Source organism: Neorhizobium sp. PAMB6630 (assembly GCF_058242775.1).
The window spans coordinates 664,155-679,594 of record NZ_JBZAYV010000002.1 but is presented as its reverse complement, the minus strand read 5'-3'; the positions used below and the strand labels follow the sequence as shown (position 1 = coordinate 679,594).

14 protein-coding genes are annotated in these 15,440 nt (G+C 61.2%); 6 read left to right on the top strand and 8 right to left on the bottom strand.

The annotated features are described in order from the left end of the window. From AC4CWF_RS21870 to AC4CWF_RS21860, 3 genes are read left to right on the top strand one after another with little or no spacing between them, the layout of a single operon-like run. Positions 1–888, top strand: a complete 888-nt coding sequence (locus AC4CWF_RS21870; protein ID WP_491287593.1) for a Bug family tripartite tricarboxylate transporter substrate binding protein — start codon at positions 1–3, stop codon at positions 886–888. A 27-nt stretch (positions 889–915) separates the two neighbouring features. Then, entirely contained in the window at positions 916–1,569 is a 654-nt protein-coding gene (locus AC4CWF_RS21865; RefSeq protein WP_491287592.1) for a tripartite tricarboxylate transporter TctB family protein, read from the top strand. Then, entirely contained in the window at positions 1,569–3,071 is a 1,503-nt protein-coding gene (locus AC4CWF_RS21860; RefSeq protein ID WP_491287591.1) for a tripartite tricarboxylate transporter permease, read from the top strand. The genes AC4CWF_RS21865 and AC4CWF_RS21860 overlap by 1 nt, the downstream gene beginning before the upstream one ends. A gap of 98 nt (positions 3,072–3,169) precedes the next feature. Here AC4CWF_RS21860 and AC4CWF_RS21855 read toward each other — a convergent pair whose 3' ends face one another. The 4 genes from AC4CWF_RS21855 to AC4CWF_RS21840 all read right to left on the bottom strand — a co-directional run bounded on the left by AC4CWF_RS21855 (position 3,170) and on the right by AC4CWF_RS21840 (position 7,056). After that, positions 3,170–3,592: a GlcG/HbpS family heme-binding protein gene (locus AC4CWF_RS21855; RefSeq protein WP_491287590.1), complete on the bottom strand. Its 423-nt coding sequence runs from the start codon at positions 3,590–3,592 to the stop codon at positions 3,170–3,172. 28 nt (positions 3,593–3,620) lie between these two features. Beyond that, positions 3,621–4,280, bottom strand: a complete 660-nt coding sequence (locus AC4CWF_RS21850) for a glutathione S-transferase family protein (RefSeq protein ID WP_491287589.1) — start codon at positions 4,278–4,280, stop codon at positions 3,621–3,623. Positions 4,281–4,346: 66 nt separating this feature from the next. Next, positions 4,347–5,834, bottom strand: coding sequence for a carotenoid oxygenase family protein (locus AC4CWF_RS21845; protein ID WP_491287588.1), 1,488 nt, complete (start codon positions 5,832–5,834; stop codon positions 4,347–4,349). Between the two features lie 34 nt (positions 5,835–5,868). After that, the gene (locus AC4CWF_RS21840; RefSeq protein WP_491287587.1) at positions 5,869–7,056 is read right to left on the bottom strand and encodes an MFS transporter; all 1,188 of its coding nucleotides are present in this window, start codon (positions 7,054–7,056) and stop codon (positions 5,869–5,871) included. A gap of 196 nt (positions 7,057–7,252) precedes the next feature. Here AC4CWF_RS21840 and AC4CWF_RS21835 point away from each other — a divergent pair, with 196 nt between their 5' ends. Next, positions 7,253–8,158: a LysR family transcriptional regulator gene (locus AC4CWF_RS21835; RefSeq protein ID WP_491287585.1), complete on the top strand. Its 906-nt coding sequence runs from the start codon at positions 7,253–7,255 to the stop codon at positions 8,156–8,158. A 142-nt stretch (positions 8,159–8,300) separates the two neighbouring features. On the opposite strand, the gene AC4CWF_RS21830 is transcribed toward AC4CWF_RS21835, so the two are convergent. The 3 genes from AC4CWF_RS21830 to fepB are packed head-to-tail and all read right to left on the bottom strand — an operon-like array spanning position 8,301 to position 11,324. Continuing rightward, positions 8,301–9,332 (bottom strand): FecCD family ABC transporter permease, encoded by a 1,032-nt coding sequence (locus AC4CWF_RS21830; protein ID WP_491287583.1) that lies wholly within the window; start codon positions 9,330–9,332, stop codon positions 8,301–8,303. After that, positions 9,329–10,339 (bottom strand): FecCD family ABC transporter permease, encoded by a 1,011-nt coding sequence (locus tag AC4CWF_RS21825; RefSeq protein ID WP_491287580.1) that lies wholly within the window; start codon positions 10,337–10,339, stop codon positions 9,329–9,331. The genes AC4CWF_RS21830 and AC4CWF_RS21825 overlap by 4 nt, the downstream gene beginning before the upstream one ends. 16 nt (positions 10,340–10,355) lie before the next feature. Continuing rightward, the gene (fepB, locus tag AC4CWF_RS21820; RefSeq protein ID WP_491287578.1) at positions 10,356–11,324 is read right to left on the bottom strand and encodes a Fe2+-enterobactin ABC transporter substrate-binding protein; all 969 of its coding nucleotides are present in this window, start codon (positions 11,322–11,324) and stop codon (positions 10,356–10,358) included. Positions 11,325–11,409: 85 nt separating this feature from the next. On the opposite strand from fepB, the gene AC4CWF_RS21815 reads away from it, so the two are divergent. Beyond that, the gene (locus AC4CWF_RS21815; protein ID WP_491287750.1) at positions 11,410–12,249 is read left to right on the top strand and encodes an ABC transporter ATP-binding protein; all 840 of its coding nucleotides are present in this window, start codon (positions 11,410–11,412) and stop codon (positions 12,247–12,249) included. A 9-nt stretch (positions 12,250–12,258) separates the two neighbouring features. On the opposite strand, the gene AC4CWF_RS21810 is transcribed toward AC4CWF_RS21815, so the two are convergent. Continuing rightward, the gene (locus AC4CWF_RS21810; protein ID WP_491287748.1) at positions 12,259–13,059 is read right to left on the bottom strand and encodes an IclR family transcriptional regulator; all 801 of its coding nucleotides are present in this window, start codon (positions 13,057–13,059) and stop codon (positions 12,259–12,261) included. Between the two features lie 263 nt (positions 13,060–13,322). On the opposite strand from AC4CWF_RS21810, the gene AC4CWF_RS21805 reads away from it, so the two are divergent. Continuing rightward, the gene (locus AC4CWF_RS21805; RefSeq protein WP_491287576.1) at positions 13,323–15,407 is read left to right on the top strand and encodes a TonB-dependent receptor; all 2,085 of its coding nucleotides are present in this window, start codon (positions 13,323–13,325) and stop codon (positions 15,405–15,407) included. Positions 15,408–15,440: the final 33 nt, after the last annotated feature.

The window sequence follows — 15,440 nt, the reverse complement described above, 5'->3', positions numbered from 1 at the left end:
GTGACCGTGATTGTTCCGCAGGCAGCCGGCAACAGCCCGGACGTGCTGTGCCGCATCATTGCAGACAAGCTTTCACGGGCGCTTGGCCAGCAGTTCATCGTGGAAAATCGTCCGGGCGCGGCCAATGTCGTGGGCATGCAATCGGCGGCCCGCGCGGCCAATGATGGCTATACCTTCGTCTTCGCCACCTCGGCTGCGCTCGTCACCAATCCTTATACGATCAAGAACCTGTCCTATGATCCGGTGAAGGATTTCGTGCCGGTTGCCATGGTCGCTAAAAGCCACCATCTCCTGCTCGTCAACCCTGACGTCAAGGCCAACAATCTCTCCGAACTGATCGCGCTGGCAAAGGCAGATCCCGGTTCGCTCAGTATTGCCGTTGACGGCCCCCGCAACATTTCCGGCCTCATCGCACAGGCGATCAACAAGCAGGCCGGCACGAAGATGGTGCTGGTGCCCTACAACACCATTTCGAACGCCGTGCAGGACAGCATCAGCGGCCGCACCCCCGTCACGATCCAGTCCGCGTCAGTCGTGGAGCCCTTCGTCAAGGATGGTTCGCTGCGCGCCATTGCGGTCGCCGGTAACGAGCGGATCTCGACGCTGCCCGATGTGCCCGCCATTGCCGAGACGCTGAAGAGCGTCGAGCTGCAGGGCTGGTTTATGGTGATGGCGCCGGCCGGCACGCCCTCCGACATCCTGGATACGATGAGCAAGGCGATTGCCACGGCGCTGAGCGAGCCTGACGTCAAGGAACGGGCGCCCACGCTGGGCTTCGAGCTTGCCAAGGGCGAGCCTGTCAGCCCATCGGGCGCAAAGGCGTTTCTCGCTGCACAGCTTGATTATACCGGCACGGTGATCAAGTCGCTCGGCATCGAGCCGAACTGATCTGCAACCGGGAAGGGAGGAGGCTCCATGCGCGAGCGTGACAATAAGCCCGGCAGCGCCGCACCGGATAGCCCGGTGCGCGTGTCGCAAAACCTTGTGGGCGGCCTGAGCCTGGTGGCAATCGCAGCGCTTGCGTTGTGGTTGCTCCGCGATCTCGATGCCGGCTCGCTGACGGCCATGGGCTCGGCCCTGATGCCGCGGGTGCTCGCCGTCGGGCTTGGCATCCTGGGCGCGCTTGTTGCGGCCTCCTCCTTTTTCCATCGCGGGCTGGTGCTGGAACGCCTGCCGTTGCGCGGTCCGGCTCTTATCATTCTGGCGATTGTCACCTTTGCCGCCACCATCCGGCCGCTTTCGCTGGGATCGGTCGCGCTTCCCGGTTTCGGTCTGATCGTCGCAGCACCTCTTTCGATCGTCATCTGCGGCTTTGCCACCCGTGACGCGCGTCTGCGTGAACTGGTGATCCTTGCGCTGTCGCTGACGTCAGCCTGCATGCTCCTGTTCGGGGATCTCCTGAACCTCACCATTCCCATGCTGCCGGATTCGATCATGGCGCTTTTCCCGGACGGTTGGTCGCAAAAGGCGATGTTGCGGGCATCGGCGGCCGCCATGCTGGCCGTTGCGGCGCTGCTGTTCTTCAGCAGCACGCGATCTGACGTTGGCGATGCGAGGGAAAAAGACTGATGGACACGCTGATTGCAAATCTCTCGCTTGGCTTTTCGGTCGCTCTTGGCCTGCAAAATCTCGGGCTTGCCTTTGTTGGCTGTCTGGTGGGAACGCTGATCGGCGTGCTGCCCGGCGTCGGGCCGGTGGCGACAATTGCCATGCTGCTGCCCGTCACCTTCAGCCTTGATCCCACAGGCGCGCTGATCATGCTGGCGGGTATCTATTATGGCGCTCAATATGGCGGTTCGACCACCGCGATCCTCGTCAACATCCCGGGGGAGGCAACCTCCGTCGTCACGGCTCTCGATGGTCATGCCATGGCCCGGCGTGGGCGCGCAGGTGCCGCGCTCGGCATTGCCGCCATCGGCTCCTTCTTTGCAGGAACCGTTGCGACGATGCTGATTGCGGCGCTCGGCGCGCCTCTTACGAAGGCTGCCCTGCTGTTCGGGCCGACCGAATATTTCTCGCTGATGGTAATGGGCCTGATCTTCGCCGTGGTGCTGGCCGGCGGCTCCATCGTGAAGGCGCTTGCCATGATCATGCTCGGTCTGCTGCTCTCTACCGTCGGAACTGATCTCGAGACTGGCGACCAGCGCATGACGTTCGGCCAGCCCTTCCTCTGGGACGGTATCGATTTTGCCGTGCTGGCCATGGGCGTGTTCGGCATTGCCGAGATCCTGCGCAATCTGGGACAGCCGGAAGACCGCGACCTGGTGCGCGCCACCATCGGGCGCCTGCTGCCGAGCCGTCAGGAAATGCGCCAGTCGCTGGCGCCGATCCTGCGCGGCACACTGCTGGGGTCCGCATTCGGCATTTTGCCCGGCAACGGCGCAATTCTCGCGCCCTTTGCCTCCTATGCCATGGAAAAGAAGCTCGCCGATGATCCAAGCCGCTTTGGCAAGGGTGCCATCGAGGCGGTGGCCGGGCCGGAATCGGCCAATAATGCCGGTGCGCAGACCTCGTTTATCCCGCTCCTGACGCTTGGCATCCCCGCCAATGCCGTGATGGCGCTGATGGTCGGTGCCATGACGATCCAGGGCATCATTCCGGGCCCGCAGGTCATGACCGGCAACCCCTCGCTGTTCTGGGGCATGATCGCATCGATGTGGATCGGCAACCTGATGCTTCTGATCATCAACCTGCCGCTGGTGGGTCTCTGGGTGAAGCTGCTGCAGGTTCCCTATCGCCTGCTGTTTCCGGCCATCCTGGTGTTCTGCTGCATCGGCATCTATTCGATCAATGCGCAGGTCACCGATGTTCTCTTCATCGGCCTGTTCGGCCTTGCCGGTTTCATTCTCATCCGTTGCGGTTTTGAACCCGCGCCGATGCTGCTCGGCTTTGTTCTCGGCAAGCTGATGGAGGAAAACCTGCGCCGGGCCCTGATCCTGTCGCGTGGATCGCTTTCGACCTTTGTGACGGAACCGATCAGCGCCGGGCTTCTTGCGGTCTCGTTCATCCTGCTTGCCGTTGCCATCGTCCCCAACATCCGAAGGGGGCGCGAAGAGGTGTTTGCGGAATAGGTCCAGCCGGATCGAAACTCGGGAATCCGGTGCCCCCTGCGGCCGTATCTGAACGGTCGCAGGGGGCTCCTTTACATCCTGCCCCTGGAGGCGAGGGGTCAGGATGCGGGGACGAGGCCAACCTTTGTGATGCCTGCAAGCGCTGCGATCTCGTCATTGTCGCCGACATCGCCGGAGATACCGATGGCGCCGAGCGCTTGGCCATCGGCATCAAGGATCAGGACGCCGCCCGGCGAGGGAACCATTCGTCCGCCGCTGATCGAGGTCAGCGTGGTGATGAAGGTCGGGTTCTTCGCCGCCCGCTGGCTGAGTCCGCGCGAACCAAAACCCATGCCGAGCGAGCCCCAGGCCTTGCCGAAAGCGATGTCGAAGCGGACGATGCCGGCTCCATCCTCCCGCTTGTAGGCAATCAGATGGCCGCCGGCATCCAGCACCGCGACGGCCAGGGGTGCAAAGCTGCGCCTGCGCGCCTCGGCCAGCGCTTCGTCGATGATTTCGGTGGCAACGGCAAGCGTGAGCATTGGGAGAAACCTTTCTTCTGGCACGCGTTCAGACAAACATGGAGAGCACGCCAAGCGGCGTCGGCGGGCGGGGGATGGCGAAGGAGACGCTTTTCCAGTCGGTTGCCTTCGGCCGATCGAGGCAGCGTGTCAGCCATGTGTTCAGGTGCGGAAGCGCTGCAAGGTCAATGCCAGCGATCGGCACAAGCGTCATGACGGAGGAAACGTTGAGGTCTGCCACCGTGAAGCGGTCGCCGACGAGGAACGGCTGCTGCGCAAGATGTTTGTCCAGTACCGTCCATGGGCGGTTGAGCTTTGCGAGCGCCATGTCCCGCTCTTCGGTCGAGCGCTTGTCGGCGGAAAAGAGCGCTTCGTTGGCAGCCGCCAGCAGCAGCGGCTTTTCCACCTCGTTTTCGACCCAGAGCGACCACTGGATCATCAAGGCCTCTTCCTGCAGGTCGGCAGGGCCCAAGGGGCCGCCATGCTTCCTTGCCAGATAAAGATTGATGGCAAGGGATTCGAACAGCAGGAAACCGTCGTCATCGAGGACAGGCACCCGACCGTTCGGGTTGAGCGCCAGGAAATCTGCCGCGCGCGTGCTGCCATCCTGGAAATTGGTGGGTTCGTGCTGAAACGGCACGTCGAGTTCCCGCAGCATCCAGGCGCAACGGTTTGCCCGCGAATGCAGCGAGCCGTAAAGTGTGATCATCTTATCCTCCCGATCATCTGAAAGCCCCGGCACGCGGTTGGCATGCCGGGGCGGCTTTTATAGTTTTCAGAAGCCGCGGTCGGAGCCGAGGGCGCTGCCCGGCACCCAGATGCCGTGGAAACCTTCGTGAACGCGGCTCGGGAATTTGAGGATCGCGACCGGCCCTTTGGCAATGTTGCGGGCATCGAGAATGACGAGGTCGGTGCGGTTTTCGGCACGACGGCCAACCATGGTCATCAGCCAGCCGTCGCCCTCTTCCGCATCGGGGCTGCGGGGCACGAAACAAGGCTCTTCCGGCGAGGCATCCGGACCCGCATAGAACAGGTCGATCTTGCCGGTTTCCTCGTCGAAATGGCCAAGGCAGGTAAAGGGAGGGCCTTTCGGGCCGGGCGGCAGCATCGGCCAGCGCGCCGGATGGTTGGTGCCGAACCAGAAGTGACGGGTGCGGCGCATGGAAAAGCGCGGATCAACCACCGGCATCTCGCCGATATGGTTGATGAAACGCTCGACCGTCACATCGCCGCTGCGCGTCGAAAGATCGACGATCCAGCGTTCGCCGAATGGCGGAAGTTCATGCGCATCGGGGTTATGGATATCCGGAAACTGGCTGAGCCAGCCGGATTCATTGACGAAATGATCGAGCACCAGCCGGTTGCCATCATCCCAGGCATTGAAGGTATGCGTCTGCATGGCAATCTTCGGCGCCGTGTACCAGCGGATGGCGGAGACACCCTCCTTGCGCGGGATAACCGCGATATAGGTGTCCTTGTGGCTGTCCCAGTGCCAGTAGGATTCGCCCTTTTTCACCCGGTCCCACTCGCACACCATGGGGCAGATGACGAAGGCGATGAAATTGCGCGACACGAGGAAGTCGTGCACCATTGAACAGTAGGGCGCCTTGAAGCGTTCGGTGCGGGTGAACTGCCCCTCGCGGTCGATGGTGTAGACTTCGATCTCGTCGCTGGCCACACCCTCGCAATTATAGGCAAACGCCACGCATTCGCCGGTCAGCGGATCGATCTTCGGATGCGCAGTGAAGGTGCGGCTTTTCAACTGGCCACCGAAATCGACCTCGCCGCGCGTCGAAAGATCGTTGGGGTCGAGTTCGTAGGGGCGGCCTGCTTCCTTCAGTGCATAAAGCTTGCCATGATGCCAGAGAACAGATGTGTTGGCCGTGTTGGCATCTTCGCCGGCAGCGTCCGGGCTGTCGGTGAAGGGGTTGCGGTAGGCGCCGAATACGGCCCGGCGCGCGGCCCGCTCCAGCTGGAACTTGCGGGTGCGCACGTAACGCATGGTAAGATCAGCGTGACCGTTCTGGATGCGAACGGAATGCACCATGCCGTCGCCGTTGAGAAAGATGTCCTTGCCGTGCAGCGGCGGGTAGGCATGGTCGGCGCTGTTGCGGATATACATGCCCTCGAGTTCCGGCGGGATGCGGCCGATCACTTCGAGATCATGCACCTCGCCCTCGATGCGCACCGGCGCTGCATAACCGGTAAAGACGACGTCGTCGGGAAACTGAAGGCCCGGGGGCAGATTGACGTGCTGGTTCATGATGATCTCCTTTGTGTTGTCTGGGAGCTGAATGTCACGCAGTGGCGAGAGCGGTTGTCGCGGGCGCGCGGGCAAGTTCCCTGCGCACCAGCAGCATGGCGACGACGGCGACCGTGGCGAAGACTGCTGTCGACCAGCCAAGGCCGTGGTAACCGATGGTGGAGGCAATGAGGCCGCCAAGTGCCGGACCGATGGCCGAACCGAACATCATCATGGCAGGCGTTGCGGCAACGGCCCGGCCGGTCGTGTCGACCCGGGCGAGAAGCCCGAAGAGGAACGTGTGCGTAAAGATGACGAGCGACACATAAAACACCGCCGGCACCGCATAAGAGGCAAAGCCTGACGAGCCTGTCAGGGTCAGAGCGAGGCCTGCCTGCAGGATCGGGCCTGCGATCCCAACGGCAATCGGCGACAGTCGCTTTTGCAGGAGTGCGGCAAGAAGGCCGGGCGCCAGGTTGACGAAACCCATCACGACGAGGATCAACTGCACCTTGTCGAGGCCGAATTGCCTGAGGACGCCGATGCGCTCGACGAAGGAAAAGACGGTTGCCTGGTTGAGCGCCAGACAGACGATGACCACGATCGTCAGCCAGGCAGCCCGGGGCAGGGGGGCATGCGCCTGGCCTGCCGCCTGCCGTGCGGTTTCGCGGGGGTCGGTGCTGCTTGCGGGGAAGCGCATCAGCGCAACAAGGCTTGCAAGCGCCATCGTGGCGGCCATGGCCCAAAACAGCAACTGGCCGCCGAAATGCACAATGAGACCCGGCACGGTCGCAAACATGACAATGGCAAGCGCACCCATGGCAATGTTGACGATACCGAACAGCCGGTGCGGGTTTGCTGTGCGGCCGATCGCGCCATGCGTGACCGACAACGCGGCTCCGGCGCCGAGACCTGCCACGGCGTGAAGAAGAATGAAGGGATAAACGCTGCCGGCAGGCGCGTGGAGGAGCGAGCAGGCGAAAAATGCGCAGGCCGAGATGGCAAACCCGCCAGCCACGAAGGTGCGGTGTGGCAGGCGGTTGAACATCGGCGCAAAGATAACGCTTGCCGCGACGACCGAGGCAAGGAACGTGGTCACCACCACGCCTGCCTGCGGCGCCGTCAGCCCGTAGAAATTCATCAGGGCGCCGATCCAGAGCGGCAGGGCCGCAAGGTCGATCATCCCCGCCATGTGGCAGATGCTCAGGGTGACTGAGCTGCTTGTCGTGTTCGGTCTTGTCATTGATACCTCCCGTTATCCCATCGTGCCCATGCCGGATCGCGTCTTCCTGTCACGCAATCCGGCAGCACCTGTCCCGCCCGGCTTCTCCTCCCGCCGGTCGCGGACAGACACAAAGTTAGCCTTTGTCAAATAAGCGAGGAAACAGATTGTATTTGTGATTGGTATCGATAAGATCGATACCTGGAGAATAGGCGTTATGCGGCTCGATCGATTTGACCTGAACCTTCTGGTGGTGCTCGATGTCCTCCTGGAAGAGCGGAATGTGACGCGGGCGAGCGAGCGCCTGCATATCGGGCAATCGGCAACGAGCGCGGCTCTGGCGCGGCTGCGGGATTATTTTGGCGACAGTCTACTGGTGCAGGTGGGGCGACGGATGGAGCTGACGCCCCTGGCGCAAGGCCTTGTCGGGCCGGTGCGGGATGCGCTTATGCGCGCGCGCTCGGCGATTGCCATTCGTCCTGTCTTCGAACCGTCTGCCATCGCGCGCAACTTTTCGGTTGCCGCCTCGGATTATATGCTTGATGTGCTGCTGGCCGAGGTTGTCAGGGATCTGGCATCCACGGCACCGGGGCTGCGTCTCGATATCCGCCGGACGCCGATTGATGTCCTCGAAGCCTTCGAGCGCGGCTCGATCGACCTCCTCATCATTCCCGAACAATATGCAAGCCGGCTTCAACATCCGCAGATGGTGGTGTTGCGCGACGAACATGTCTGCATGATGTGTGCCAAGGCATCGGCCTCGATGAACGAACTGACAATGGATCAGTACCTGGATCGTGGCCATATCTCGATCCGGCTCGGCAACGAGGCAAGCCTTGCCTTCGAGGAATGGTTCCTGCCCCGTTATGGCCGCCAGCGCCGGGTCGAATGCACCATCGACCAGTTCAGTGTCGCGCCGCTTCTTGTCGTCGGCACGCAAAGGATCGTGACGATGCACCGGCGCATGGCTGAAGAGATGGCGCGGCGTTTTCCCGTCAAGCTGTTTGCCGCACCCTTCGACATGCAACCGCTGACGGAAGTGATGGTATGGCCCCGTTATCTCGATGAAGACCCAGCGCATCGATGGTTGAGGTCGGGGATATCCTCAAGGGCCCTCCTTTGAACCGGATGACATCTTGGGCCAGTGCAGACGGCTTGATTCAGCTTTCGGAGGCTCGCGGTTTCCTATGCAGCCTGTGGTGATCTCGCCGTTCTGCTGACTTGTCGCACGGCATGGAGCCGGAACGGCGGATTGCCCCCTGAAATCACGCGCGGTCGCGGCTGAGAAGCCAGACCAGATAGATGCCGCCGAGAAGCCCTGTGGTGAGCCCAATGGGCAGGTAAAGCTGGAATGGCATAGTCTGCGTCAGATAATCCGCCCCTAGCAGAAGCACCATGCCGCTCAGCGCACCGGAGAGGATGGGAACGTCGGGAGAACCTGTCAGGCGTCTTGCCAGTTGCGGCGCCGCAAATGCGACAAAGGCGATCGGGCCTGCCGCAGCCGTGGAAATCGCCGCAAGGGCGACAGCCACAAGCACCGCGTAGAGCCGGGTGCGTTCGACCGGAATTCCAAGCTGCGTGGCAACGTCATCGCCCATTTCCATGAGAGCCAGTCTTCGTCCATATCGGATTGCCAAGGGCAGGAAAATGCAAAAGCCGGCCGCTGCCGGCAGGACATGGGACCAGGTGCGGGCGTTGAGAGAGCCGGCAAGCCAGAGTTGCGCGGACGCGGCCTGGTCGAGATCCCCCATCACCAGGAACACGGTGTTGACGCCGGACAGAGTGGTCCCCACGCCGATACCGGCAAGAACAAGGTGATAGGCTCCGCTTTTGCGCCCCTTGGCCGCAACCAGGAAAACCAGCGCCGCCGTTGCCATGCCTGAAAGAACGGCTGCAACCGCAGTTTGAAGAGCGCCTGCATCAAAAAGGATGATCTGGACGATGGCGCCTGTCGCTGCACCCGTGGTGAAACCGATGATATCCGGTGAGCCGAGGATGTTGCGGGAAATCGACTGGAAGACCGCGCCACTTGCGCCGAGCGATCCGCCGACCAGCAGCGCTGTCAAAACCCGCGGCAGCCGAATTTGCAAGAGCACCCGTTCAGCGACCGGATTTGCCGATGTGCCGGCAAGGCTCGCGAACATCTCCTGCAGCGTGAAGGAAAGCCGGCCGGTTGCCATGAGGAGCAACCCGAGACTGGCGGCGACAAAGAGAAGCAGAGCACAGGCAAGCAGGCTGCGCCCTCTGTAGCGAAACGAAAAGCGCCCGAACCTTGCCACGCCGACCGGCGGCTTCATGACGCACCTCTTCGCGCGCGTCGCATGATCAGCAGAAAGACAGGCCCGCCGACCAGGGCCGTGACGATGCCGGCCGCAACTTCGGAGGGCGTTGCGATGACGCGACCGATGATGTCGGCGACGAGCAGCAAGACGGCGGCGATGATGCCGGAGAAAAGTATGATCCACCGCTGGTCAGGCCCGGTGAAGCTACGGGCCAGATGGGGTGCCATCAGGCCGACAAAACCGATCGGTCCGGCCGCAGCTGTCGCGGAGCCCGCAAGCAGCATGACGCAGAGGCAGGCAAAAACGAGGATCCGTCGTCTGTCTGCCCCCAAGGCCCGGCTGAGATCATCTCCCAAGGCTATGGCGTTCAGGCCGTCGGCGATAAAGATGGCAAGGAGGAGGCCGCAGGCAACGCAAGGAGCAAGCACTGCTGCCACACCCATGTCACGGCCGTCCAGGGAGCCGGCGGACCAATTGCGGAATTCGTCGAGCACCGAGGTTGGCGAATTGAGAACGACGATGCCTGTGAGCGAGCCAAGGATGATGGACAATGCCGCTCCGGCCAGAACCAGGCGCAAGGGATCTGTGCTGCCGGAATTGCCGCGGCCGATGAGGAAGACCGCAGCACCGGCCATGCCCGCACCGGCAAATCCGCACCAGACATATTGGGACATGCTGCTGAGGCCCCCCGCTGCGAAGGCAACGATAACGGCTGACGCTGCACCGGCGTTGACGCCAAGAAGCCCCGGCTCCGCCAGCGGGTTTCGCGTTAATGCCTGCATGACCGCACCGGAAACACCGAGCGCTGCACCAGACAGGACCGCGATGAGGAGACGCGGCACGCGCAGCAATCGAACAACCAGGTGTTGATCGTCATGGGCATCAAAGGCGAGAAAGGACTGAAGGACCGTGTCGCCCGACACGGCACGCGATCCGATCATCAGGCTTGCAATGGCGGCCATCGCCAGTACCAGCACCAAGGCCAGAAGGCTTGCCATGCGCATGCGTGCCCGGCTGGTCATGACCCGGCGCCTTGCCTTATCTGGCATGGAGCGCATCAGCCACATGATCCAGCATCTGCAGTCCGGAATAATAATCGATCCGAAACGAGGTCGGACCGAGCGGATAGACCTGATGTTTCTCTACTGCCGGCGCATTGGCCAGCAACGGATCGGCGAGGAAGGCGTCCACCTCCCGCGATGTCCCCCGCAACAGGAAGACGGAGGTGCCCTTGATAGCAGACGGCAGATTTTCGCGCGAGATGAAGTCGAAATCGGAGCTGCGGCTGACCTGCGGCCTCATGTCTTCCGGCAGACCGGCAACCGTCATGCCAAGAGACTGCAGCAGCTCGGCTTGCGGGCTCTGCGGCTTGCCGACGGAAAAACTGCCGCTGATATTGTAGCCGACGATGCTGACGGGCTCCTGCGGCACGGTAATCGATGCCGCGACCTGCGCCACCTTGGCATCGAAGCGGGCAATAGCCTGATCCGCCTCGGCCTCAAGGCCCGTTGCCTTTCCGATCTCGACTGCCAGATCCTGCCAGCTGTGGTTGGAATAGTTGACGACGAGCGTGTTGATGCCGAGCGCCTGCAGGTCTGGAACATGTGCCAGAATGCTGTCGGCGCCTGTGGCAGATGCAATGACAAGATCGGGGTTCAGGCCAATGATGGCTTCCAGGTCGAAACTGAGATTCGGATAAAGAACCTCAACGCCACGCTGGTCCGCAATCGATGCCCATTGCAGGAAAAAGCCTTTCTCGTCCGTGAGGAGGCTCGGGGTTGTGGCCGCCGTCGCCACGAGGGGCGCGTTCATCGACAGGAGGATCCCCGTCACGCTCGGGGTGGTCGAAACGATGCGGATGGGGCGGGCTTGCAGCGTCAGTTCGCCTGCCGCATGCGTGATCTTTCGTGGCCAGCCGGCTGGGTCTGCCCCGGCATTGCCGGGCCCCACCAACAGGACTGCGGTTATCGCAATCCATGAAAACAAGAGCTTCAGGAGGTATCGCATCGCATTGCCGATATGCTGCGGTTCCGGGTAAATCCGGGAAACCAAACTTGAGTGAAGGAGTCCATATTGCAGAATGCATTCCGCAATGCAATATGTCGGCGCATTGCTTCCGCTGGAGATCCTTCCCGTGCATGACCGTCTAGCCGCACGATCCGTGACCTTGCGCTACGAAAACCGGCTGGTTTCCGAAGGTCTTTCGGTTGCTATCCCCGAAGGTGCCTTCACGGTCATCATCGGTGCCAACGCGTGCGGAAAATCCACCCTGCTGAAGGCGTTGTCGCGCCTTCTGAAGCCGGCGTCCGGCCATGTCCACCTCGATGGCCAGGCGATCGACGATCTCCCGGCAAGAGATGTCGCCCGCAGACTTGGCCTTTTGCCACAAGGTGCAATAGCTCCGTCTGGTATCACGGTTGCCGACCTCGTGGCCCGCGGGCGCTACCCGCACCAGTCGTTTTTCCGGCAATGGTCCAGGGCGGATGCGCTTGCCGTTGAACACGCCATGCAGGCCACGCACATTGCGGCCTTGTCGGATCGGCCGGTGGATGAACTGTCGGGCGGACAGCGCCAGCGGGTGTGGATTGCCATGGTACTTGCCCAGGCAACACCGACCCTCCTGCTTGATGAGCCGACAACCTATCTGGACATAAGCCACCAGATCGAACTTCTCGACCTTATGGCAAGCTTGAATGCCGAAGGGCGAACGATCATTGCCGTGCTTCACGACCTGAACCAGGCTTGCCGCTATGCAACGCATCTGATTGCCATGAAGGATGGGGCGATTGTCGCCTCCGGTGCGCCACGCGATATCGTTACCGAAGACCTCGTCTTTCAGGTCTTCGGGTTGAGATCGGTCATCATCGAGGATCCGGTGTCCGGCACGCCACTGGTTGTGCCGAAAAGCCGCCAGCACCGCTCCGGCGGCTGAGGGTGCGTCCTATTCCGGTGGGTTCGGCGCAAATGCACTGCCGCCCGTTGCCGCGTTGATGCGACAGGATTCCCGCAGCAAGGCCTCACGGTCTTCCGGTGCGCGAAGCTGGCCGAGGTCCGTGACCGTCGTGACGGCGCAGACGATCTCGTTCTGCGCATCGAAGATCGGCACCGCCTGTCCGGTGACGTTCGACAGAAGGTGACTGGTCATTTCCGCCCAACCGGCTTCACGCACCTTGTCCAGCATGGCCTTTGCCGGTGCAGTGCCGCGAAAGTGCGACGGCTGCTGCTTACGGGCCGCATCGATGCGGGCCTTGGGAAGGTAAGCCTGGAAAACCAGACCGCACGCCGTGTTGTCGATGGGCAGGATGTCGCCCAATGCGAGGGGATTGATCGAGAAATAGGCGCTCCTGTACCACCGTACCAGCGTTGGACCCCGATCGGTCCAGATCGCAACGCCTCCACTCATGGCGTATTCATGGGTCAGGGCCTTCATGTGCCGGGCGGCTATTTCAACCGCATCGACCCGGCGAAGCGCGCCGATGCCGATATGGAGCGCTGTCGGGCCGAGGTCATAGAGCCCGGTTTCCGGATCCTGCCGGGCAAGTCCCTCCTTGACCAGGCTCTGGAGATAACGATGCGCTGTCGAGCGGCCGGTCTGCGCCCGGCGCGCCACTTCTCCCAACGCCAATTCCTGTTCGGCATTGGCAAGCGTGGTCAGGAATCGCGTGGCGATGGAGACAGACTGGATCGTTCCCGACCGTCTTTCCGATGGTGCTTCGAGCGCCGTCTCCTCAGGGTCTTCGATAGGCAAGTCGCAAATCCTCTCCAGTCACCGGCAATGGTCAATGTCCCGGCGTCTCATGCCATGACCAAGCCGCTTCGTCCCCGCCAAAATAGATATCGCTACCATAGGGCGCAAAGGCGCTCCGGCTAGCTGTTGCTGCAGGGCAACATTCTCAAACTTGCCAGAAAATCCTGCATTGTGGAATTCATTCTTTATTGCGGAATGAATGAGTTTCGTCGTAGAGCAACTTGATTAAAATTGTCATGTATATTGGGGGTTATGAGATGAGGTTCTTTTTCGATCGCCGTCTGCGTCATGGTGTCAGCCTCTTCGCGCTTTCATTCGGTTTGATGGCGGGAGCAGCACGTGCGCAAGATGCCGCACAGGATGGTGAAGGCACCGTGCTTGCGCCGGTTCTCATCACGGGCGAGAAGGTAACGCGCGACATCAAGAAGACTGCGTCCTCGGTATCGGTCAAAACCAGCAGCGACATCGCGCGGGAAGATACCGGTAACAGCTCCGTTTCCGACGTTATCTCGGACGTGCCAAACGTCGTTTATCCCGATTCCGTCAGTTCGCCCATTATTCGCGGACAAGACTCACAAGGCCCCAACACCGGCGCAACCGCCTTTTTCGCCGGCACTGTTCCGCGCGCCACCATCAATGTCGACGGGCATTATCTGAGCTATAACGAGTTCTTCTTTGGTGCCGCTTCCGTCTGGGATGTTGATAGCATCGAGGTCTTCCGCGGCCCGCAAACCACGTCGCAAGGGGCAAACGCCATTGCCGGCGCCATCATCGTCAACACGAAGGATCCGACATTTACGCCCGAAGCGTCCTACCAGGCGGAAATCGGCAGCTACAACACGCGCCGCGCCTCCGTTGCCGTGTCCGGACCGTTGATCGACGATGAACTGGCAGCCCGCGTTGCGCTTGATTATTCCGGCCGCGACACGTTCATCGACTATATCAATTCAAACTTCCGGGGCGCCGGCACCGACCAGAACTTCAAATCCTTCAACGGCCGCCTGAAGCTGCTGTGGGAGCCTGCGGAGCTGACAGGCTTTTCGGCAAAGCTGACCTATTCCTACAGCGATACCAACCGCCCAAGCCAAGAGGCCGCCTCCGCGCCTTATGATGCGCTCCAGCATATCACCACGACGATGCCGAGCTGGGAGCAGAAGACCCATACCGGCATTCTGGACCTCAGTTACGATTTTGGCGACGGCATGAAGCTGTACAACCAGACCCAGCTGACCCGCACCGAGGCGGTGCGGACGGTCGGCATCGTCAACAACGGCGATGCCGATATCGACCAGACGAATGTTTCCAACGAAACGCGCATGACCTTCGGCGACCAGGACGACGAGATCAGCGGCGTCGTCGGCCTCTATTACGCGCATACCAAAACCGACGAGATCCTCTACCTCAGCGGCACGTCCACCTTCGATGACAAAAAAGACAATATTGGCCTGTTCGGCGAAGCCAGTTACCGATTGACCGACCAGTGGACGCTGACCGGCGGTCTTCGTTACCAGCACGACACGATCCAGAGAGACGGCAAGTCCGTCTATTCAGCGACACCGGTGAATTTTGACGAGAGCTTTTCGGCACTTTTGCCCAAGGCGTCCCTTGCTTATGCCGTCACGCCCGACTGGACCGTCGGCGGCATGATTAGCCGCGGCTACAATCCCGGCGGCGTTTCCCTCAATCTGACTTCCGGGCGCTGGATGGAATTTAAGGACGAAACCATCTGGAACTATGAGCTTTTTACCCGCGCAAGCTTTCTTGATGACCGCCTGACGGTCAACAGCAACCTGTTTTACATGGACATGAAAAATGCCCAGTTCAACATTCCCGTGACCGTATCGACCGGGGTGACGCAGTCCTACACCATCAACGCAGATGAAGCCCATGCCTACGGGCTTGAAGTAGAGGCGAGCTATCTCCTGCTTGACAACCTGACGCTCAAGGTGGGCGGCGGTCTGCTGAAGACCGAGATCGACAAGATCTCCAGCAACCTTGCCTATGAGGGCAACGAGTTCGCCAAGTCTCCCGGTTACACCCTGACAGTTGGTGCCAGCTGGGACGTGACAGAGCAGTTCACATTGTCCGGACAGGTCCGCCACCTGGATGGTTACTTCTCCGACACGGCCAACACATCCGCCTATGCCATTGATCCCTATACCGTGGCCGACCTGCGGGCGAGCTTCAAGATGCGCGAAGAGGTTGAAGTCTATGCCTATGTCAAGAACATCTTCGATGAACGCTCACCCACCTACATGCAGCAGAACCGCGGCATCGGCGGAACCGAAGCGAGCATGACAGCGCCGCGCATGTTCGGCGTCGGTGTTCGCGGCACCTTCTAGCAGGCTTTGAGCCCGCTTTCAAAAAGTTCGACG